General features: G+C 66.8%; 10 protein-coding genes and 1 tRNA gene. All 11 read left to right on the top strand.

The features are described from left to right. Positions 1-171: 171 nt before the first annotated feature. The 11 genes from GGR89_RS05885 to GGR89_RS05835 all read left to right on the top strand — a co-directional run bounded on the left by GGR89_RS05885 (position 172) and on the right by GGR89_RS05835 (position 21216). A complete protein-coding gene (locus GGR89_RS05885; RefSeq protein ID WP_125977746.1) occupies positions 172-2493 on the top strand; it encodes a beta-N-acetylhexosaminidase in 2322 nt (773 codons plus the stop codon). Then, positions 2490-5078, top strand: coding sequence for a beta-mannosidase (locus GGR89_RS05880; RefSeq protein ID WP_125977744.1), 2589 nt, complete (start codon positions 2490-2492; stop codon positions 5076-5078). The genes GGR89_RS05885 and GGR89_RS05880 overlap by 4 nt, the downstream gene beginning before the upstream one ends. Continuing rightward, the gene (locus GGR89_RS05875) at positions 5078-7639 is read left to right on the top strand and encodes a glycoside hydrolase family 3 C-terminal domain-containing protein (protein WP_125977742.1); all 2562 of its coding nucleotides are present in this window, start codon (positions 5078-5080) and stop codon (positions 7637-7639) included. Before GGR89_RS05880 ends, GGR89_RS05875 begins: the two co-directional genes overlap by 1 nt. After that, complete coding sequence (locus GGR89_RS05870; protein ID WP_206434334.1) at positions 7636-9075, top strand: glycoside hydrolase family 125 protein; 1440 nt, start codon at positions 7636-7638, stop codon at positions 9073-9075. The genes GGR89_RS05875 and GGR89_RS05870 overlap by 4 nt, the downstream gene beginning before the upstream one ends. Next, entirely contained in the window at positions 9075-11396 is a 2322-nt protein-coding gene (locus tag GGR89_RS05865; protein WP_125977760.1) for a GH92 family glycosyl hydrolase, read from the top strand. Before GGR89_RS05870 ends, GGR89_RS05865 begins: the two co-directional genes overlap by 1 nt. After that, positions 11396-13600 (top strand): hypothetical protein, encoded by a 2205-nt coding sequence (locus tag GGR89_RS05860; RefSeq protein ID WP_125977740.1) that lies wholly within the window; start codon positions 11396-11398, stop codon positions 13598-13600. The genes GGR89_RS05865 and GGR89_RS05860 overlap by 1 nt, the downstream gene beginning before the upstream one ends. Continuing rightward, positions 13597-15519 carry an alpha-L-fucosidase gene (locus GGR89_RS05855; protein ID WP_125977738.1) on the top strand — a complete coding sequence of 641 codons (1923 nt, stop codon included), beginning with the start codon at positions 13597-13599 and terminating at the stop codon, positions 15517-15519. Before GGR89_RS05860 ends, GGR89_RS05855 begins: the two co-directional genes overlap by 4 nt. 245 nt (positions 15520-15764) lie before the next feature. Continuing rightward, complete coding sequence (locus GGR89_RS05850) at positions 15765-16769, top strand: glycosylasparaginase (protein WP_125977736.1); 1005 nt, start codon at positions 15765-15767, stop codon at positions 16767-16769. Between the two features lie 77 nt (positions 16770-16846). After that, entirely contained in the window at positions 16847-19525 is a 2679-nt protein-coding gene (locus tag GGR89_RS05845; protein WP_241213574.1) for a TonB-dependent receptor, read from the top strand. Positions 19526-19711: 186 nt separating this feature from the next. Further along, positions 19712-19787 (top strand) — tRNA-Thr (locus GGR89_RS05840). A gap of 196 nt (positions 19788-19983) precedes the next feature. Next, positions 19984-21216: a tyrosine-type recombinase/integrase gene (locus GGR89_RS05835; RefSeq protein WP_125977732.1), complete on the top strand. Its 1233-nt coding sequence runs from the start codon at positions 19984-19986 to the stop codon at positions 21214-21216. Positions 21217-21529: the final 313 nt, after the last annotated feature.

Below are 21529 nucleotides of genomic sequence, written 5' to 3'. Positions count from 1 at the left end.
CCTACGGACTTACATTGGTACGATGATACCAACAGCCTCAACGGCATAGGTCAAGAGGCTAAATGCAAAGAACTATGTCCGTGTGCGCAAGCCTGTTGCCCGATAGGATCTAAATTGGTTACACCCTTGCTCCGGCCCCGTTCGGCGGCCGCGACAAGAGGGGAGTTTCCGATGCGTGCGTTCCTGAAAACGGCAAGGCATTCCGGCTGGGCGGCGCTGCTGCTGTCCTCGACCGCTTTCGCCCAGACCGTGCCGCCGCTCACCCCCCTCCCCGCCAGCGTGACGCTGGGCAAGGGCAGCTTCACCGTGGGCAACGGCACCGCAATCGCCGCGCCGGCAAGCGACACCGCCGCCGCCGCCGCAGCCAAGCTGCTCGCCGCGCATGTGAAGGTGGAGCGCGGCCTGACGTTGGGCGCCACGGGCACCAGCGGCGCGATCCGCTTCGAGCGCGATGCGAGCATCCAAGGCGCCGAAGCCTATCGCATGACCGTCGACGCCAAGGGCGTGCGCATCGCCGCCTCGGGCGATCGCGGGCTGCTCTATGGTGCGATGACGCTCGCCCAGCTGCTCAGCCCCGACCATGGCTTCGGCAAGCCGGTGAAGCTGCCGGCGCTTAGCGTCGAGGACGCCCCCCGCTTCGGCTGGCGCGGGCTGATGCTCGACGTCGCCCGCCATTTCCAGCCGATCGAGTTCGTCTATGGCGTGGTCGATCAGATGGCCTCGGTGAAGCTCAACACGCTCCACCTCCACCTCACCGACGACCAGGGATGGCGGTTCGAGGTGAAGCGTTATCCGAAGCTCACCGAGATCGGCGGCTGGCGCACCCCGCCGAGCACCGGCGGCGCGCCCGGCCCCAAGGTCGGCGGCTTCTACACGCAGGAGCAGCTCAAGGCGCTGGTCGCCTATGCCGCCGAGCGCGGCGTGACCATCGTCCCCGAGATCGACCTGCCCGGCCACGCCCAGGCGCTGGTCGCCGCCTATCCCGAGCTCGGCATCTTCGGCGACCAACCCGAGGTGTCGCACGACTGGGGCGTCAATCCGTACCTCTTCAACCCGGGCCCGAAGGGCATCGCCTTCGTCAAGGAAGTGCTCGACGAGCTGATGGCGGTGTTCCCCGGTACCTATGTCCACCTCGGCGGCGACGAGGCGGTGAAGGACCAGTGGGAACGCTCGCCGGAAGTGCAGGCACAGATCAAGGCGCTCGGCCTGAAGGGCGAGAACGGGCTGCAGAGCTGGATGATCGACCAGTTCGGCGCCTATCTCGAACAGCATGGCCGCCGGCTGATCGGCTGGGACGAGATCCTCGAAGGCGGGTTGCCGAAATCGGCCTCGGTGATGTCGTGGCGCGGCGAAAAGGGCGCGGTGGAAGCCGCGAACCAGGGGCATGACGTGGTGCTGACCCCCGCCCCCACCCTCTATCTCGACAGCCTGCAGAGCGACCGCCGCGACGAGCCGCCGGGCCGCCTGTCGATCCAGACGCTGGCCGATGTCTACAAATACGAGCCGATGCCCGCCGGCATCGACGCGGCCAAGGCCAGCCATGTACTCGGCGCACAGGGCAATGCGTGGAGCGAATATCTGATCACGCCCTATCAGGTGCAGCACATGCTGTTCCCGCGCGCGGCGGCGATCGCCGAGATCACCTGGTCGGGCAAGGACAAGCGCGATTTTGGCGGCTTCGTGCAGCGCCTCCAGCCGCAGATGGCGCGCTGGCGCCGTTCGGGCATGGAAGTCGCCGACAGCGCCTTCGCAGTCGACTACAAGCTCCAGGGCACCCGCGGCGAAGCGCTGCGGGCCAACCAGGCCAAGGTGGCGCTGACCACCCAGACCGGGTTCGGCACGATCCGCTACACGCTCGACGGCAAGCAGCCGAGCCCCAAGTCGCCGGTCTACAAGGCGCCGCTGACGCTCAAGCCGGGCACGACGATCACCGCCGCCGCCTTCGACGCTGCGGGCGTAGCCACCGCGACGCCGCGTATCTTCGATACCAGCCGCACCGCGCTGCTCACCCGCACCAGCTCGGACATGGTCGCCTGCCCCAAGGGCGCGCTCGGCCTGCGCGTGCCGCTCAATTCCGAGGCGCAGGAGAATGCGCCGGTGTTCAACGTCAACCTGTTCGACACCTGCACCGCCTATCCGGCCGCGCCGCTGGACGTGGCGACCGGCTTCACGGTCGATGTCGCCCGCACGCCGCGCAACTATGGCCTGGCACACGACTTCAACAAGGTGCGGGCGCATTACAATGTCAGCACCTACGGCGAGCTGATCGTCCGCGCGCGCTGCATCGCCGCCGCCAAGGATCCTTCGGTCAAGCCGATCGTCGTCGCCACCTTCGTGCTGCCCGATCCGGCCAAGGCGCCGCAGCAGTTCCGCTTCTCCGGCAGCCTGCCCAAGCTGAGCGGCGACGAGGATCTCTGCTTCCAGTTTACCTCACCGCTCAGTGACCCGTTTTACACGGTCGAGCGCGTCGTGCTGACGGAGAATGCGAAGTGAAGGCCCGCGCGCTCGCCCTCCTCCCGCTCCTCGCACTGGTCACCCCCGCCTGGGCCGATCCGCGCCAGTCGGTGTCGCTCGACGGCGCCTGGCAGGTCCGCATCGACCCCAGCGACGCGGACGCCGCCAGGGCGCACCCGAAGGAAGCCGCCTGGTTCCCCGCCAAGGTGCCCGGCAGCGTCCAGCAGGATCTGATCGCGGCGAAGCGCGTGCCCGATCCCTACAAGGGCATCAACGAGGCGCCGATCCAATGGGCCGGCCTCACCCGCTGGCAGTTCCGTCGCACGCTCACCATCACCCCGGCGATGCTGGCGCGCGACCATCTCGACCTGGTGTTCGACGGGCTCGACACCTTCGCCACGGTGACGCTCAACGGCCGCAAGCTGATCGAGACCGACAACGCCCATCGCCGCTGGCGGGTCGACGCCAAGCAGGCGCTCAAGGCCGGTGCGAACGAGCTGGTCGTCACCATCGCCTCGCCGATCAAGACGCTGCAGCCGAGGGTGCTGGCGGAAAAATTCCCGCTTCCCGGCGAATATGATTCCGCCTTCGGCGACGAGCCCAAGGGCAAGCAGACCTCGCCCTATATCCGCAAGCCCAAATATGATTACAGCTGGGACTGGGCGCCGCGTATCGTCAAGATCGGCCTGTGGCGGCCGGTGCGGCTGGAGGCGTGGGACGATGCCCGCATCGACGGCTTCCGCGTCGACCAGGAAGCGCTCAACCCCGCCGAGGCGCGGCTGGTCGCGCGCTGGAAGCTGCTCGGCGACCGCGCGCGTGCCGTCACCGTCCGCACCCGCATCACCGGCCCCGATGGCCAGACGGTCGAGGCGAGCCGCACGCTCACCCTCGCCGCGGGCGAGAACGCGGTCAGTGTGCCGCTGACGCTGGCCAAGCCGCAGCTCTGGTGGCCGGCGGGCTACGGCGCGCAGCCGCTCTACAAGGTCGAGGCCGTGCTGGAGGAAGACGGCGCGGTCAGCGACCGCGTGTCGCAGCGCATCGGCCTGCGCACCGTCGAGCTGATCACCCAGGGCGGCGGCTTCGGCTTCCGCGTCAACGGGCTGCCGATCTTCGCCAAGGGCGCGAACCTGATCCCGTTCGACATGTTCCCCAACAACGTGTCCGAAGCGCGGATGCGCCGCATGCTCACCGACGCGCGCGACACCAACATGAACATGATCCGCGTCTGGGGCGGCGGATACTATCTCGACGACGCCTTCTACGCCGCGGCCGACGAGCTCGGGCTGATGGTGTGGCAGGACTTCATGTTCGGCGGCTCGGTCACCCCGCCCGACCCGGCGTTCCGCGAGAATGTCCGCATCGAGGCCGAGGAACAGGTCGCCCGGCTCCAGCCGCATCCGTCGATTATCGGCTGGAACGGCGGCAACGAGATCCTGTCGGGCTGGGAAAACTGGTCCGATCGCAAGGCGTTCAAGAAGAAGGTCGGCGCCGACGAACAGGAGCGGATCGGCGCCGGCATGGCCGTGCTGTTCGACCGCACGCTGCGTGACGCGGTGCTGAAGGAAGCGCCCGGCACCACCTATTGGCCGGGCTCGCCCTCAAACGACTATACCGGCCCGGTCGACACCGACGCCACCGGCGACCGCCATTTCTGGGATGTCTGGTCGGGCTCCAAGCCGGTCGAGAACTATCTCAGCGGCTGCGCCCGCTTCATGTCCGAGTACGGCTTCCAGGCGATGCCGAACCTGTCGACGATCCGCGGCTTCGCGGGCAACGGTCCGCTGGCGATCGACAGCCCGGTGCTCAAGGCGCATCAGAAGTTCCTGGCGGGTGAAGGCAATAGCCGCCTCCAGCTCTATCTCGACCAGCGGCTGCGCAAGCCCGCCGACTTCGCCGATCTCGTCTACCTCACCCAGGTGAACCAGATGCAGGCGATCGGCATGGCCGCGCGCCACCACCGCGCCTGCGCGCCGATCACCATGGGCTCGCTCTACTGGCAGCTCAACGATGCCTGGCCCGCGATCAGCTGGGCGAGCATCGACTATGACGGCCAATGGAAGCTGCTCCAGTACGAGGCGCGCCGGATGTTCGCGCCCCAGGCGATCGTCGCCGAGCACAAGGACAGCGCGACGCGCCTCGCCGCCGTGTCCGACGCGACCAAGCTGATCGCCGCCGAATGGCGGGTGCGCGGCTTCACCATGGACGGCAAGCCGCTGGGCACGAAGGCCGAAAAGGTCGATCTGTCGCCGGGCGCGCTCGAACTCGCCACGATCGCCGATGCCGACCTGTTCGGCACCGCCGCGCCCGCCGACAGCTACGCCGTCGCCGAGCTGTGGATCGACGGCAAGCCGGTCTCGCGCGTGATGCTCGAGCGATTGCTGCCCAAGGACATGGCCTATCCGGCCCCGCGTCTCTCCGTCCGCTGGCAGGGCAAGCAGGTGACCGTCACCGCCGGCGCGCTCGCCCGCGCGGTGATGCTCGACTTTGGCGCCACCGTCGCCCAGCCGAGCGACAACGGCTTCGACCTGCTGCCGGGCGAGAGCCGCACCCTCACCATCACGTCCGAGGCGAATGCTGCCACGCTCGCCCGCGCCCTTACCCTCCGTACGCTGGGACCCCGTTGATGCCCCTCCTTCCCCTGCTTCTCCTCGCTGGCGACCCCGATCCGGTCGCCGCCGCCATCGCCAAGATGACGATCGAGCAGAAGGCCGCGCAGCTCCAGAGCACCGCGCCCGCCGATCCCATAATCGGCCTTCCCGCCTATGACTGGTGGAACGAGGGGCTGCACGGCCTTGCCCGCGACGGCTACGCCACGGTCTTCCCGCAGGCGATCGGCCTCGCCGCGACCTGGGACGTGCCGCTGCTCCACAAGGTGGGCGATACCGTCGCCACCGAGGCGCGCGCCAAGTTCAACGCCAAGCCGGTCAGCGCCGATCGCAAGATCTATGAAGGGCTGTCGATCTGGTCGCCCAACATCAACATCTTCCGCGATCCGCGCTGGGGCCGCGGCCAGGAAACGTACGGCGAGGATCCCTTCCTCGCTGGCCATCTCGCGATCGGCTTCATCCAGGGGTTGCAGGGGCCGGACCCGGCACACCCCAAGGTACTCGCCACGCCCAAGCATTTCGCGGTGCATAGCGGGCCCGAGGCGGGCCGCGACGGCTTCGACGTCGACCCCAGCCCGCAGGACCTGGAATCGACCTACACCCCCGCCTTCCGCCTCGCGATCATCGAAGGCAAGGCGCAGTCGCTGATGTGCGCGTACAACTCGATCCATGGCACCCCGGCCTGCGCATCGGGCGGGCTGCTCAACGACAAGCTGCGCAAGGACTGGGGCTTTACCGGCCTCACCGTGTCGGACTGCGACGCGGTGGCCAACATCCACAGCTTCCACCACTATACCCTCGACGCCGCCGAGGCGGCCGCGGTCGCGATCAAGGGCGGCAACGACCTCAACTGCGGCAACACCTATGCCGCGCTTCCGCAGGCGGTGAAGCGCGGGCTGGTCAGCGAGGCGGAGGTCGACGTGGCGCTGAAGCGGGCGCTCGACGCCCGCCGCGCACTCGGCATCGCCTTTGGCGGCGCCAATCCGTGGAGCAAGATCAAGCCCAGCGAACGCGGCACCCCGGCGCAGCGCGCGCTAGCGCTCGAGGCCGCGCGCAAGGCGATCGTGCTGCTCAAGAATGACGGCGACCGCCTGCCGCTCACGACCGGCGGGCGCATCGCGGTGATCGGCGCCAATGCCGATGATCTCGGCGTGCTGGAGGGCAATTACCACGGCACCGCCAAGGACCCGGTGACCCCGCTCGACGGCATCCGCCGCCAGTTCGGCACGGAGCGCGTCCTGTACGCGCAAGGCTCGCAGCTGGCCGAGGCCGGCGCGGTGATCATGCCCGAGACCGCCTTCCGCGCCGACGGCAAGCCGGGGCTCAAGGCGGAGTATTTCGCCTCGCCGACGGTGAGCGGCGCGCCGGTCGCCACGCGGCAAGACCGTCGGATCGACTTCAACTATACCCGCGCCGCGCCGCTGCCGGGGCTTAATCCCACCGGCTTCGCGGTGCGCTGGAGCGGCGAGTTCACGCCCCCGGGCGCGGGCGAGTATGAGCTTGCGATCGACATTCCCCCCTGCTGGAAGGATTGCACCACGCACGACGCGGTGCGGCTGTGGGTGGACGGCAAGCTGCTGCACGACGGCCCGCTCGGCAAGGCGCGCGTCTCGATGAAGGTGGCGAGCGACGGTCGTCCCGTGCCCTTCCGCATGGAAATCGACCATCGCAGCGAGGATTTCGGCGTCCGCCTGATGTGGCAGCCGCCGGCCGAGCCGATGCTCGCCCAGGCGCTCGAGGTCGCGAAGAACGCCGATACGATCGTCGCGGTGCTCGGCCTGTCGCCCGACCTCGAGGGCGAGGCGCTCAGCGTCTCGATCCCCGGCTTCGTCGGCGGCGACCGGACCGACATCGCGCTGCCCCGCCCGCAGCTGGAACTGCTCAAGGCGCTGCGCAAGACCGGCAAGCCGCTGGTCCTGGTCCTCACCAGCGGCAGCCCGGTGGCGGTCGATCCGAGCCTCGCGGACGCGATCCTCGAAGCCTGGTATCCGGGCGAAGAAGGCGGCACCGCGATCGCCGAGACGCTGGCGGGCAAGAACAATCCCTCGGGCCGCCTGCCGCTGACCTTCTACGCCTCGGTCGACGACCTGCCGGCGTTCGTGGACTATGGCATGAAGGAGCGCACCTATCGCTACTTCACCGGCAAGCCGCTCTGGGGCTTCGGCCATGGCCTCAGCTACACCAAGTTCGCCTATGCCGATGTCACAGTGAAGGCGGCCGGCATCGGCCAGCCGGTGCAGGTCAGCGCCAGGCTCACCAATGCGGGCAACCGCAGCGGTGAGGAAGTGGCGCAGGTTTATGTCGTCACGCCCGACGCGGGCAAACCAGGCGGGTTCACCACGCCCGTTCTTCAGCGCCAGCTCGCGGGTTTCCAGCGCGCTTCGCTCGCGCCCGGCAAATCGGCGAGCCTCTCGTTCACGCTCGATCCGCGCAGCATCAGCAGCGTCGCGCGCGACGGCACCCGCCGGGTGCTGCCGGGCACCTATCGCGTGTGGATCGGCGGCGGCCAGCCGGGCGATGGCGCAGGCCAATGGGCCGAATTCACCCTGAACGGCGACGCGCAGGTGCTGCCGAAATGATCGCCAAAATAATCGATCGTCGCACCCTGCTCGGCGCGGGCCTCTCGCTCGCCGCCACGCCCGCCTTCGCTGCGGACAAGCCGGACTTCATCAGCAAGCGCCCCGCGCCGGCCGACCGGCGCTTCGTCAGCAAGGCGGTCGAACGCGAAATCGCGCGTGTTTCCAGCAAGATCGCCGATCCCAAGCTGCGCTGGATGTTCGGCAACTGCTATCCCAACACGCTCGATACCACGGTGAAGATGGGCGTGGTGGACGGCAAGCCCGATGCGTTCGTCATCACCGGCGACATCGACGCGCTGTGGCTGCGCGACAGCTCGGCGCAGGTGCGGCCCTATCTGCACCTCGCCCGAGAAGACGCCGATCTGCGCCGGCTCTATCAGGGCCTGATCGCCCGCCAGGCGCGGTGCATCCTGCTCGATCCCTATGCCAACGCGTTCCTTGCGGATCCGCACGCCCACACCAAGCTGAGCTGGGCGCTGCACGACAAGACCGAGATGAAGCCGGGCGTCGCCGAGCGGAAATGGGAGATCGACAGCCTCTGCTATCCCATTCGATTGGCGCATGATTATTGGAAGGCGACCGGCGACACCTCGCCGTTCGACGCGCAGTGGGCGGAATCCGCGCGCACCATTATCCGCACCTTCCGCGAGCAGCAGCGCAAGCATGGTCCCGGCCCCTATCGCTTTCAGCGCAGCAGCGATCGTCCGACCGAAACGCTGATGCTCGACGGCTATGGCCCGCCCAGCCGCCCGGTGGGGCTGATCCATTGCGGATTCCGGCCCTCGGACGATGCGTGCATCTATCCGTTCCTGATCCCGTCCAATCACTTCGCGGTGACCGTGCTGCGCGAACTTGCCACACTTGCAATGGCAGCGCGTCAGGATTCCGCGCTTGCGAACGACGCGATGTCCCTCGCCGGTGAAATCGAGGCCGCACTGCGCGAATATGGCACGATGCGGCTGCGCGACGGGCGCGAGGTGATAGCGTACGAAGTGGACGGCTTCGGCAACGCGGTCTTCATGGACGATGCCAATGTGCCGTCGCTCTCGAGCCTCGCCTATCTCCGCTGCGTCGATCGGAGCGACCCGCTATGGCAGCGCACCGCCGCGGCGTGCTGGAGCGAGACCAATCCCTATTGGTCGCGCGGCAAGGTCGTCGAAGGCATCGGCGGACCGCATGTCGGACTTGGCCACGTCTGGCCGATGTCGTTGATCATGCGCGGTTTCAGCTATGACCGCGATGTGCGAACGCTTCGCAATATTCTGCGAATGCTTAGCACTAGCGACGCGGGCACGGGATTCATCCATGAGGCGGTCGACCAGAACGACCCGTCCAAATTCACCCGCGACTGGTTCGCCTGGGCCAATGGCCTGTTCGGCGAACTGCTGGTCCATCTCGCTGCGGTCCAACCCAAGCTGCTTCAGGAAGCATTGTGATCCTCTCCCGCCGCCATCTGCTCGGCTCCAGCGCGATCGGCCTTGCCGCCGCTGCTTTACCGCGTTCCGCCGCGGCGACATCGCCGCGCCGCACTGCACCCAATCTGTTCATCGGCACCGGCGGCACGGGCCACACCTATCCGGGGGCGACATTGCCCTTCGGCATGGTGCAGCTGAGCCCCGATACGGGGGTCGAGCGCTGGGAGACCTGCTCGGGCTATTATCATAGCGACGGCTCGATCCTCGGCTTCTCGCACACCCACCTCTCGGGCACCGGCATCGGCGACATGCTCGATCTGCTCGTTGTCCCCGCTCGGGGACCGGTGGTGTTGCAGCCCGGCACCCGCGAAAAGCCCGAGACCGGCTATCGCCAGCGCTATCAGGACGAGCATGCCGAGCCCGGCTATTACCATGTCGCGCTCGACAACGGCGTGCGCGCGGAGCTGACCGTTACCGAGCGAACCGGTTGGCATCGCTATACTTTCCCGGCCGGCGCCGGGCATATCCTCCTCGATCTGTCGCATTTGGTGCTCGACAGTTCGGACAGCCCGCCGCTGATCGCCGACGCGCTGATGGAAGTCGAGGCCGACGGCACGATCACCGGCCGGCGACAAGTCTTCCGCTGGGCAAAGGGCCGCACAATCTTCTTCGCGCTCCAGCTCTCGCGCCAGCCCGATCGCATCACCTTCTACGGCGATGACGATGCCGAGCAGCCCGCCGGCAGCCGCCGGGTCACTGGTCGGAGACTCAAGGCCGTCCTGCACTATGCGGACGCAGGAAAGGCCCCGATTCTCGTGCGTTGCGGGCTTTCGGGCGTCGACGTCGCGGGTGCCCGCGCCAGTCTGGTCACCGAAGCGAGACATTGGGACTTCGATCGCACCCGCCGCGATGCCACCGCCCGGTGGCAACCGGCGCTCGACGCCATCAAGGTCGAGGGCGGCACCGCCGACCAGCGTACCATCCTCAGTACCTCGCTGTACCACGCCCAACTCGCCCCGACGCTGTTTTCCGACGTCGACGGCCGCTATCCCGGCATGGACGGCCAGATCCACAGCGTGCCCAAGGGCGGCGCGGCCTACAGCACCTATTCGCTGTGGGACACCTATCGCGCGCTGCACCCCCTCCTCACCCTGATCGCGCCCGATCGCACCAAGTCGCTGGTCGATGACATGATCCGGCAGACCGCCCAGTCACCCTATGGCCCGCTCGTCTGGCCGCTCCAGGGCAAGGAAACTGGCACGATGATCGGCTGGCACGGCGTCGTGCCGCTCGCCGAGGCGCAGGCCAAGGGGATCGAGGCCGATTATGCCGCCGCATGGCCCGCGATTCGCCGCCGCAGCTTCGATTTCACCGCGCCCGACAAGGACAATAGCAAGGGCCGCGATCTCTACGATCGCATGGGCTATGTGCCTGCGGATAAATGGTTCGAGAGCGTCAGCCGGACGCAGGAATATGCCTATGACGACTGGGCGTCGTCCCATCTCGCCGCAGCGATCGGCGAAAAGGGCGATGCCGCGCGGCTGCGCGAACGCTCGGGCAACTGGCGCAACGTGATCGACAGCAGCATCGGCTTCGCACGTCCGCGCTTCGCCGACGGCAGCTGGTGGACGCCCTACGACCCCATCCAGCTCGGCCATATGCCCAAGCCTTGGTGGCGCGACTATACCGAGGCGAATGGCTGGCAGGCGACCTTCCTTAACCAGCACGACGTCTATGGGCTGATCTGGCACATGGGCGGCGACGCCAAGTTCGAGGCCAAGCTCGACGCGCTGTTCAACGCCCCCTCCACCCTGCCCGACAACGCGCCGCCGGATATTTCGGGGCTGGTCGGCCAGTACGCGCACGGCAACGAGCCCGATCAGCACGCGCCCTATCTCTACGCCTATGTCGGCGCGGCCTGGAAGACCCAGGCGATGGTGCGGCGGCTGTGCGTAGAGATGTACAGGAACGACCCCGACGGGATCATCGGCAACGACGATTGCGGCCAGATGAGCGCCTGGTTCGTCTTCTCGGCGCTGGGTTTCTATCCGGTCGACCCGGTCGAGGCGGCCTATGTGTTCGGCTCGCCGCTGTTCGAGCGGGCCGAGGTAACGGTCGGCAACGGGCGGAAGCTGGTGATCGAGGCGCCGGGCAACCGCGCCGACACGCCCTACGTCGCGGCGGTCACCTGGAACGGCAAGCCGTGGACCAAAAGCTGGATCGCGCACGCCGATCTGGTGAAAGGCGGCACGCTGCGCTTCACCATGTCGGCAAAGCCGAACCCAGCGTTCGGGCGCGCGCCGGCCGATCGGCCGCCCTCCAACGGCCGCACGCCCGCCTGATGTTGCTCGCCGCCGCGCTCCTGACGACGACGGCATCCTGCGTCGCCGCCGGCTCCGGCGGCGCCGTGGCGGCCGACCTGCTGCGTGCGCGGCTGGAGGAGCGGCACACGCCGTGCGCGCGGGTGCTGCTGGCGCCGCGAGACAATGTTGAGGCAGCCCTCCCCGCTTCTCGGCGGGCGGCATGGCGCAAGGTCGCGCCGAGGTACCTGCCGCGCGAAGGTTTTGCCGTCCGCCGGATCGGCGACACGCTGGTGATCACCGCGCAGGGCGCGCGCGGGCTGGTCTATGGCGCGGGCTGGTATCTGCGGACCGGCGCGCGGCCACTGCACTACGACAGCGCGCCGGCGCGGCCGGTGCGGCTCACCCAGATCGGCTATCGCGCCAAGAACAACAGCTATGATGCCTGGACGCTGGCGATGTTCCGCCGCCGGATCGAGGATTTCGCGCTGTGGGGCGCCAGCGGCGTCCAGGTCATCGCGCCGGTCTCCGACGACGATGCCACCAGCCCGCTCTTCCCCGCCCCGCCGCTGGAGACGCTGCGCGGGATCGGCGACATCGCGCACCGGCTCGGCATCGACTTCGCGCTCTATTACCCGAACCTGCATGACTATGACACGCAGGCCGAGCGGGATGCCGAGTTGGGCCGCTTCCGCGCGCTGCTCGGCGCACTGCCGCGAGTGGATGCGCTCTACGTCCCCGGCGGCGATCCGGGCCATGCCGCGCCGGACCGGCTCTTCCCGCTGGTCGCCGACGAAGCCGCCGCCCTGCACGCACGCAATCCAGCCGCCGGCGTGTGGATCTCGACGCAGGGCTTCGACGCGGCGGGACTCGACGCCTTCTACGCCCAACTTGCGCGCCGCCCGCGCTGGCTGACCGGCATCTTCGCCGGGCCCCAGACGCGCGACCCGGCCGCCGTCCAGCGGCACCATCTGCCCGCCGGCTACCAGCTGCTGCTCTATCCCGACATCGCCCACACCATGCACGCGCAGGTGCCGGTCGATCGCTGGAGCCCCGCCTTCGCGCTCACCGAGGGCCGCGAGCCGATCAACCCGCGCCCGCGCGCGATGACGTCGCTGTTCCGCCATCTCGATCCCGGCAGCAGCGGCTTCGTCACCTATTCCGAAGGCGTGAACGACGATGCGAACCAGTTCCTCTGGTTCCGCCTCGGCTGGGACCCGCAGACCACGCCCGAAGCGTTTGCGCGGGACTATGCCACCGGTTTCGTCGGCGATCCCGAAACGGCAAAGGCATTGTTCGCACTCGAAGACAATTGGACGGGCGATCCCGCCGCGAACAGCAGCATCGATGCGACGCTGGCGCTGGTGGACGGTCTCAAGCCGGCCACGTGGGCCGATTGGCGGGTCGACGCGCTCCGCTACCGCGCGGTCTACGACGCGATCGTCCGCCACCGCCTGATCGCCGCCCGCGCCCGCCAGTCCGCCGCCCTTGCCGCCCCCGATGCCGCGACGGCACACACAAGGCTGGCCGAAGCCGATCCCGCGCCCGTGCCCGCGCTGCGCACCCGCCTCTTCGATCTCGCCGAGCGGCTGTGGCAGGGCGCAAGGCTCCAGCTCAGCGTAAAGCTGTACGGCGCCTCCAATGTCGAGCGCGGCGCCAATCTCGACCGCGTCGATGTCGATCTCAACGACCGCGTGTGGATCGAAAAGCAGCTTGCCACCCGCACCCCGGCGCAGCTCGCGGACTACGCGCGCGCGAAGGAAGGCGCGCTCTACGACGATCTCGGCGATCCCTGGAACGCGCCCCACCTCGCCCGCGGCAGCAGCGCCATCGCCGATCCACTGCGCTTCCACGGCGCCGTGGAAGGCATCGCCGATCGCACGCCAAACCAGGGCTGGCGGATGTCGTGGATCAGCTATGCCGAAAGCCTGTACGACGCCCCGCTGCGGCTCCACTATACCGGGCTCGACCCCAAACGCCGCTACCGCCTCGTCGCCACCTATGCCGGCGAGGACTATTGGCTACCGATGCGCCTCGTCGCCAATGGCAGCATCGAGCTTCACCCGCCGCTCGATCGCAAGACCAACCCGATGACGGTGGACATCCCCATCCCCGCTGCCGCCACGCGCGGCAGCACGCTCGATCTCGCCTGGACGCGGCCTGCCGGCATGGGCGGCAGCGGCCGTGGCCATCAGGTCGCCGAGACCTGGCTCATCCCCGAACCCCTCTCCGGAGAACGCAAATGACGACCCTTTCCCGCCGCGCGCTCGTCGCCGCCGGCATCGCCACCCCGGCGCTCGCCCATGCCGCGACCAGCGCCGCCGCCAGGACGCCCGCGCCCAAGCCCTATGGCGCCACGCCGTCGGCGCGGCAGTGGAAATGGCATCAGCGCGAGCAATATGCCTTCATCCACTTCTCGATGAACACCTTCACCGACAAGGAATGGGGCTATGGCGACGAGGATCCCAAGACCTTCAACCCCAGCGATTTCAACGCCGATCAGATCGTCGCGGCGGCCAAGGCGGGCGGGCTCAAGGGCCTGATCCTGGTGTGCAAGCACCATGACGGCTTCTGCTTGTGGCCGACCAAACTGACCGAGCATTGCATCCGCAACAGCCCCTATAAGAATGGCCAGGGCGATATCGTCCGCGAGATGTCGGATGCGTGCAAGCGCGCCGGGCTGGCCTTCGGCGTCTATCTCTCGCCCTGGGACCGCAACCATCCCGAGTACGGCCGGCCCGCCTACATTGCCTATTACCGCGCCCAGCTGACCGAGCTCTGCACCCAGTATGGCGAACTGTTCGAAGTGTGGTTCGACGGTGCCAATGGCGGCGACGGCTATTATGGCGGCGCGCGCGAGACGCGGAAGATCGACGCCCCGGCCTATTACAACTGGCCGTCGATCGTGGCGCTGGTCCACCAGCTCCAGCCCGATGCCTGCACCTTCGATCCGCTCGGCGCCGACATCCGTTGGGTGGGCAATGAGGACGGCGTGGCGGGCGATCCCTGCTGGCCGACCATGCCCAACCACCCCTATGTCCAGAGCGAGGGCAATTCGGGCGTGCGCGGCGGCGCGCTCTGGTGGCCGGCGGAAACCGACGTCTCGATCCGGCCGGGCTGGTTCTACCATGCCGACGAGGATTCGCGGGTGAAGAGCCCCGAACGGCTGGTGCAGCTCTATGACGAGTCGGTGGGCCGGGGCACCAATCTCAACCTCAACCTGCCGCCCGATCGCCGCGGCCGCATCGCCGACCAGGACGTGAAGATCCTCAAGAGCTTCGGCGACGCGATCCGCGCTACCTTCGCGACCGATCTCGCCAAGGGCGCGGTCGCGCATGCCAGCGCCACCCGGGGCGCGGCCTTCGCAGCGTCGCGGGTCCTCGACGGCAACCGTGAGACCTATTGGTCCACCCCCGACGGCACGACGACGCCGACGCTGACGCTCGACCTCAAGCCCGGCACCCGCTTCGACGTGATCCGGCTGCGCGAATATCTGCCGCTCGGCGTCCGCGTGGCGCGGTTCGCGGTGGATGCCGAGATCGACGGCACCTGGCAGCAGCTCGCCGAGAAGCAATGCATCTCGGCCCAGCGCATCCTGCGGCTCCCCCAGCCGATTGCCCCGCGTCGCGTCCGGCTCCGCATCCTCGAGGCGCCCGCCTGCCCCGCGATCAGCGAGTTTGCGCTGTTCCGCTCGGTCGCGCCGGTGCCGGTCGCGCCGATCGTCTCGTCGGACCCGACGGTGATCGACACGCGCAACTGGAAGATCGTGAGCGCGCCCGGCACCGGCGCCGAAAAGCTCCTCGATCGCGACCCCGGCACGATCTGGACCGTGCCCGCCCCCAAGCCCGGCGCACCGGTGGAGGTGACCATCGATCTCGGCAGCGAGACCGCGCTGGCCGGCTTCAGCCTGACGCCGTCGCGCCACGTGATGACCGATGCCGCCCCGCCCAAGGGCTATACGGCCGAGGTCAGCATGGACGGCAAGGCCTGGCAGCCTGCCGCGGGCGGCGAGTTCAGCAACATCGCCTATGCGCTTTCCACCCAGCGCATCGGCTTTGCGCAGGCGCGCCCGGCCCGCTATCTGCGCCTCCGCTTCGCCGAGACCGCGCTGGCCGAGCCCAAGCTCGCCATCGCCGAGATCGGCGGCTTCACCGCGCCGCGCTGAGTCGATTACGGGCTGCAAGCGGGCCGGGGCGCGGGTGCTGCGCTCCGGCCCGTTGCGTTTGGGCAACATTGGACTCAAAAAACGTAACGGATGAGACCATCGGCTGTCATATATAAAACCAGTTTCTTTATTTGGTATTGTATACCGATGGGACCTATGACAGCATCCCTTCTGCGCGGTGACAGCAATGTGACGTCGCGTGCAACGAGGAGAGCGGCGCAACGGCGCTGCATGGGGATGCATCGATGGGACTGGATCGGCGCGAGGCGTTGAAATTGGGGTTGGCGGGTGCAGCCGTGCTGCCCGCGGGCGCGGCGATCGCGCAGGCATCGGCGCCGCGCGCGCTGATCGTCTCGACCTGGGACTTCGGCGCGGCCGCGAACGCCGCTGCCTATGCCCAGTGGAAGAAGACCGGCTCGCTAATCGACGCGGTCGAGGCCGGCGGCTGGGTGCCCGAGGCAGACCCGAAAAACCACTCGGTGGGCCTGGGCGGCTATCCCGATCGCGACGGCCGTGTAACGCTCGACGCAATCATCATGGACGATCGCGGCAATGTCGGCGCGGTGGCCGCGCTGGAGGACATCCTCCACCCGATTTCGGTGGCGCGCCGCGTCATGGAGAAGACCCCGCACACCTTCCTGGTGGGCGAAGGCGCGCGCCAGTTCGCACTCGACCAGGGGTTCCCCAAGACCCGCCTGCTGACGCCCGAGGCCGAGGCGGCGTGGCGCGAATGGCTTAAGACTGCCCAGTACAAGCCTGTAGCCAATATAGAAAATCAGCGCGGCTCAGCGCTGGACCACGACACGATTGGTATTGTCGCCTGTGATGCCAATGGCCGCTTGGCGGGCGCCTGCACCACCTCGGGCATGGCCTTCAAGCTGCGCGGCCGCGTCGGGGATTCGCCCCAGGCCGGGTGCGGCCTGATGGTCGAGCCCGATGTGGGTGCCGCGACCTCCACCGGCGTGGGCGAGGAAGTGACGCGGATCGCCGGTTCGGCGCGCGTCGTCTCGTCGATGCGCGCGGGCATGGATCCGATGGCCGCCTGCCGCGAGGCCGTGCTGCACATCGCAAAATTGCGCGGCGATGCCGTGAAGGACGCGCAGGTCGCGTTCCTCGCCATCGACCGCCACGGCCGGGTCGGCGCCTTCGCGCTCCAGCCGGGCTTTACTTATGCGGTTACCGATCTTGGGGGGCAAACATCCGTGCATACGGCGGCAAGCCTTGGGCAGGCCGCCACCGTCGCATCGTAGTTTCAGAAAAAAGGGACATAGGGTTTATGCGTAGTAAGTTGCTAGGATTTAAGGATTCGTCCTGTGTTGCGGCCCTGTTGATCGCCAGTTTCGCGGCCGCCGCTCCGGCGTTCGCGCAGGATTCTGCACCGGCTCCTGCACAAGGCCAGGACGGCGGCCAGGGCGCCAGCGGCGGCGACGAAATCGTCGTCACCGGCATCCGCGGCAGCCTTCGTCGCGCGATCGAGGTGAAGCGCAACGCCAATGCTGTCGTCGACGTCATCACCGCCGAGGACGTGGGCAAGTTCCCCGATCGCAATGTCGCGGAATCGCTGTCGCACATTCCGGGCGTCAGCATCGACCGCCAGTTCGGCATCGGTGAGAAGGTCGCCATCCAGGGCACCGATCCGGCGCTGAACCGCATCCTGATCGACGGCCACAACATCGCATCCGCAGACTGGGGTGGTGCGCCTGGCGACGTGACATCGCGCACCTTCAACTATTCGCTGCTTGCGCCGGAAATCGTCGAGCGCATCGAAGTGTTCAAGTCGCCCGAGCCGCGCATCGATGAGGGCAGCCTCGGCGGCACCGTGATCGTGCACACCCGCAAGCCGCTCGACCTCAAGCCGAACACGCTGATCGGCTCGGCTGGCTATTCGTACAACGACCGGTCCGACCTGGGCAATCCGCGCGGTTCGCTGCTCTACAGCTGGCATAACGACGCCGGCAATTTCGGCATTCTCGCAGCCGCGACCTACGACAAGGATTCGCTGGCGCGTGCCGGCATCGAATATTTCGGCTATGCCTCGGGCAAGGACTTCCTGAATACCGACGCCAACGGCAATCTTTCGCTGAAGAACCCGAACGCGCAGATCACCGGCGGCTCGCTGCAGGATCTCGCCAATGCGCGCTATCCGTACGGCATCAACCATGCCTATTTCAAGCAGACCCGCGAACGCATCGGCGGCCAGGTTGCCGTGCAGTACAATCCGTCGGACGCGCTGCACCTGACCCTCACCGGGCTGCACATCGACGGCACCTACAACAATTTCAGCCAGTCCGAATATGTCGTGCCGGGCTGGGCCACCGGTGCGCTGAACTCGGCAACGGTTTCGAACGGGCTGATCACCAACGCCTCGTTCGGATCGACGACGCTGCCGTCGACCAGCGCCCAGCTGGACAACAACTATCGCAAGACGAAAGTCCGCACCTCCAGCGTCAACCTTGCCGCCGACTGGACGGTAGGCAAGGTCACGCTCAGCGCGAACGGCGGCTGGACGAAGGCGACGGGCGGCACCGATCCGGAGTATCTGTTCAACGTCCAGAGCAACATGCCGTTCAGCTACGCCTATTCGGCGAACAGCTCCGACGTGACCTTCGCGACCGATCCGACCAACCCGAACGCCTTCTTCCGCAGCGACCTGCGGCCGACGACCCTGCCTGACGGCAGCGTGATCAACGCCTATCAGATCGGCGGCATCGGCCGCAGCCAGACGCTCGACGAGGAAGGCTATGGCCAGTTGGACATGGCGGCGGACGTGGACAACAGCATCTTCACCAAGGTGCGCCTGGGCGTGAAATATTCCGATCACATCAACCGCCTCGATGCGTTCGGTTCGCGCGTATACTTCACCAGCCCGATCACGCTAGCGAACTACAAATATGTGCTGTCGCCGGAAGGCCTGTTCGACGGCCTCAACGCCACCGGCAATTCGAACCGCTTTGCCACGTTGACGGGCGACGCGGTGATTGATGCGCTGAACAGCGGCATCTATGTCGACGCAGGGCGTGATTATGGTTCGTCCTACCGAGTCCGCGAACAGAATGGCTCGGCCTATGCCCAGCTCGATTTCGAGCGCGGCCCGGTGCGCGGCAATGTCGGTTATCGGATGGTCTATACCAAGGACATCTCGGACTATGCGACCTTCCTGAACGGTTCGTCCACACCGATCCCGACGCGGACCACGACGGATTATCTGAAGTTCCTGCCCAGCATCAACGTCGCCTATCAGGTCACGCCGACTTTCCTGGTTCGCGGCAGCATTGCCGACGTGATCGCCCGTCCGCGCTACAATCAACTGGCCGGCTCGTTCAGCCGCAACGATACCCAGCTAACCGCAGGCGGCGGCAACCCCAACCTGGCGCCGTATGAATCGCGCAACTACGAGCTCTCGGCGGAATGGTATTTCCGTCCGGGCGGCCTCTTCTCGGTGGAATATTTCCGCCGCGAGATCAGCTCGTACATCGTTTCCAAGACGAGCGTGCAGACGCTGTTGAACCAGCTGACCGGGCAGCTGGCGACCTATCAGGTGAACCTGCCGGTCAACGCATCGGACGCGACCGTGAACGGCGTGTCGGTGGCGTTCCAGACCCCGATCTGGGGCGGCTTCGGCATCCAGACCAACTATACCTACGCCAAGGACGACGCTGGATCGGACGCTGACGGCAACGTGCTCAACCTGCCCTATCTGTCGCGCCACACCATCAACGTGATCCCCTATTACGAAAAGGGGCCGCTCCAGGCGCGCGTGAGCTGGAACTGGCGCAGCCACTATTTCACCGGCATCGGCCGCCTCAACTCGGTCGACAGCACCGACGGCTACCACCAGCTCGACGCTTCGATCGCGTACAAGCTGACCGAGCAGGTGACGGTGAGCGTCAACGCACAAAACCTGCTGGACGAAACCTATTATTCGTACAGCGGCACCAAGGATGCTCCGACCGCCTTCTACAAGAACGGTCGAGTGTTTGCGGCAAGCGTTAGCTTCCGCATGTAACCGATGCGCTGCGTTCTCGGGGTAAAACCCTGGGAGCGCAGCCCATCGAGCGTATCGACAGCGCTCCGCCAGCACCTGCCGGCGGGAGCCGTGTTGCAGGCGCGGTCGCCGTCAGGCCCTTCCCGCTTGACCCGCTGCGACAAACCGCGCAGATGCGGGTTTAGCCTCGCTTCGCAGCAAGCCAGGGCCGGTTTAGCTCAGCTGGTAGAGCAGCGGTTTTGTAAACCGAAGGTCGCGGGTTCGATTCCTGCAACCGGCACCATTTTTCGATCCCAGGAAATCCCATACGGCTTTGTAAACCGCAGAAATCTGCGGTATTTTTTGGCCGTCCGGTTCGTGATCGCTCGTTCAGTTCCACTGAAGCGCAAGGCCAAGTGGGGCCCTTTTCCCAGGATTGCGGATCTAAAATTTGGCATGAGGCCCCACCCGGTCGGGCTTCGCTACGAAAGGCCCGAACCATGGCGCTGAGCGATATCGCAATTCGAAAGGCCAAGACTCGCGACAAGGCCTACAAGCTGTACGACGAGCTAGGCCTGTTTCTCGTCGTGTCGCCGTCCGGCTCCCGCCTCTGGCGGATGAAGTACAAGCGCCACGGCGTCGAAAAGAAGCTCAGTTTCGGCGCTTACCCCGAGGTAGGCCTGCGCGACGCGCGCAATCTGCGCGACGACGCCCGAGAACTTCTGGCAGAAGGGAAAGACCCCGCTCTAGAGCGGCATCGCGAGAAGCTCCGGAAGGAAGCGCTTGCGGAAATTACCTTCACCCGTGTCGCCAACGAATACTGCTCAAAGAGACGGCGTGATGGTGACCGGGCGTGGGCTCCTGCAACCGCGTCACGCAGCGAATATCTCCTCAGCCTGCTCGACAACTCGATCGGCAAGATGCCGATCCACGAGATCGAGCCGATCGATGCGCTAGCCGCGATCCGGAAGATCGAGAAGCGCGGCAAGCTGGAGACCGCACGGCGCACCCTCCAGTTGGCGAGCGCCGTGTTCCGCTACGCGATCGCCACTGCCCGATTAAAGTCCGATCCGACACGGGATCTGCGTGGCGCGTTATTGACGCCGACCGTCACGCATTATGGCGCCGTCACCGAAGCGAAGGATGTCGGGAAGCTGCTGCGTGCCATTGACAGCTACGAAGGCCAGGGAATGACCAAATGGGCACTGCAGCTGGCGCCCCATGTGTTCGTCCGCCCTGGGGAATTGCGCCATGCCCGGTGGGAGGAGATCGACTTGGACGCCGCCGTGTGGACCATCCCGGCCGAGAAGATGAAGATGCGCAAGCCACATCATGTCCCACTCTCGACTCAGTCGATCGCCATCCTCCTTGAGATCCGCTCGATCACCGGGTCCAATGGCTATGTCTTCCCATCGATGCGGTCTCGCACGCGGCCGATGTCGGACAACACCCTCAACGCTGCACTTCGCCGCCTCGGATACTCCAGCGACGAGATGACGGCACACGGCTTCCGGGCGATGGCGAGCACCTTGCTGAACGAATCCGGCAAATGGTCCTACGACGCCATCGAACGCGCGTTGGCGCACGGCGACAGCGACAGGGTCCGCGCGGCTTACCATCGCGGCAGACACTGGAAGGAACGCGTGGCGATGGCACAGTGGTGGTCGGACCTGCTGGATAGCCTGCGCAGCGGGGCGACTATCCTGCCTTTTCCTGAGGTGATGGCTTGTTAGATGCTTTGCGGCTTACAGGACTCACATCTGGCGCTGCAGCCCGCAGAAAAGCGTGGGTTTTGGCGGAACCTGCGATCCGTGGCCCCTTCGTGGCCCACCAAAAAATCTGGTCCGAAACCCGGACACGAACCCTCGCCCGATGAACCAATTTGGTACTTTTTAGGCCGGAGTCGCGGCACTCTTTTGGGTGGGTCTCTCAACCAACTATTGCCCTCATTCTGAACCGCGCCGGGTCTGCCGGAGGCGTTGGGTTGTGAGTCACGCTGCCATATCGAGGTTGTCCGCGGCAGCATAATATTGCTCTTCGGCTTCG

Origin of the sequence: Sphingomonas trueperi (genome assembly GCF_011927635.1) — a bacterium.
In the GTDB taxonomy this organism is placed as follows: domain Bacteria; phylum Pseudomonadota; class Alphaproteobacteria; order Sphingomonadales; family Sphingomonadaceae; genus Sphingomonas; species Sphingomonas trueperi.
The sequence above is the reverse complement of the archived record's forward strand: the minus strand, read 5'-3'. Positions and strand labels throughout refer to the sequence as shown.